Source organism: Synechococcus sp. R6-10 (assembly GCF_047461815.1).
In the GTDB taxonomy this organism is placed as follows: domain Bacteria; phylum Cyanobacteriota; class Cyanobacteriia; order Thermostichales; family Thermostichaceae; genus Thermostichus.
This window is the reverse complement of sequence record NZ_JANSHW010000679.1, coordinates 1-1,156: the sequence shown is the minus strand read 5'-3', so window position 1 is coordinate 1,156 and position 1,156 is coordinate 1. Positions and strand designations below refer to the sequence as shown.

At 61.3% G+C, this 1,156-nt stretch carries 1 protein-coding gene; it reads left to right on the top strand.

Going from position 1 to position 1,156, the window contains the following annotated elements:
* Positions 1-275: 275 nt before the first annotated feature.
* Positions 276-1,156, top strand: an 881-nt coding sequence (locus tag NW837_RS15260; RefSeq protein WP_414332490.1) for a tyrosine-type recombinase/integrase, incomplete at its 3' end; no start/stop codon positions are given.

Here is a 1,156-nt window from a genome sequence, read left to right as displayed (position 1 = left end):
GACCCTACAACAGGCAAGGGGCTGATACATGCGCGGGTTTAAGACCTTCCGCCTCGCGGGAGGCGTGAACGGTGTGGGCACTGTATGGTGTGGCGTGGCGTCAGCGAACGCGCTGCATATTGGGCAACTTCGACGGCGTAGCTCAGTGGTAGAGCAACCGCTTGGTGAGCGGAAGGTCGGGGTTCGAATACCCCCCGCTGGCTCCAAAGCGCAGCTGATAGCACACCCCACAGCCGATTGCCATTCCCGCACACGCGCCCCGATAGGAGAACACGATGCTGACCTCCCATTCGGGCGAGATTCGCCTGTTTACGGTTCACGGAATCAGTGAGTTAGAGAACGCCTTTCACCTGTGGCTGGAGAGCATGCAGGCGCGAGGGCTATCGCCCAAGAGTCTGACAGGCTACGCCTCTGAAGTCGGGCAATTCGTGAGGTTCCTTCGCGAGCCGCTGAACCTGACCGACCTCGACGCTGTGCAACCTCACCATATCCGCAAGTGGCTCATCTACCGCCAACAGCACGGCATAAGCAACGCCCAACTGCATAATGACTACCGCAAGCCCCGCACTTTCTGGAACTGGTGCTTGCGGGAGAGTCTCACCACCAATAACCCATTCGCGAGTGTGGAGAAGCCGAAACTGCAGCCAACGCTGAAACCCGCGCTGACGCCTGACGAGGTGGAGCAGATTCTGCAGGCGTGCGAGGGTAGGGAGTGGACGCGCCTTCGCGATAGGGCACTAATCCTGCTGCTGCTGGACACGGGACTGCGGATACACGAGGCGCACAAGATGACCGTCGCCGACGCCCAACGCGAAACTGTGCTGATTCGAGGCAAGGGCGGGAAGCAGCGCGCGGTCTTTCTGTCGCATGAGGTGCGCCTTGCCATTCGGCGATACCTGAACGCCTGCCCCTTCGCGCCCACAGGCGACGCGCCCCTGTGGTGGGGCAAGTACGGCGCACTGACGCTGCACGGGCTGCTGGAGGCGATTCAGAAGATTGGCAAGCGGGCGGGGCTGCCCCACCACTTGGGCGCACATGTGTTTCGCCGAACCTTCGCCACTTGGAGCCTGCGCAGCGGAATCGACCTTGAACACCTACGCCAACTTATGGGGCACAGCGACTACACGGTACTTCGGCAGTATCTCGCACTGGTGGA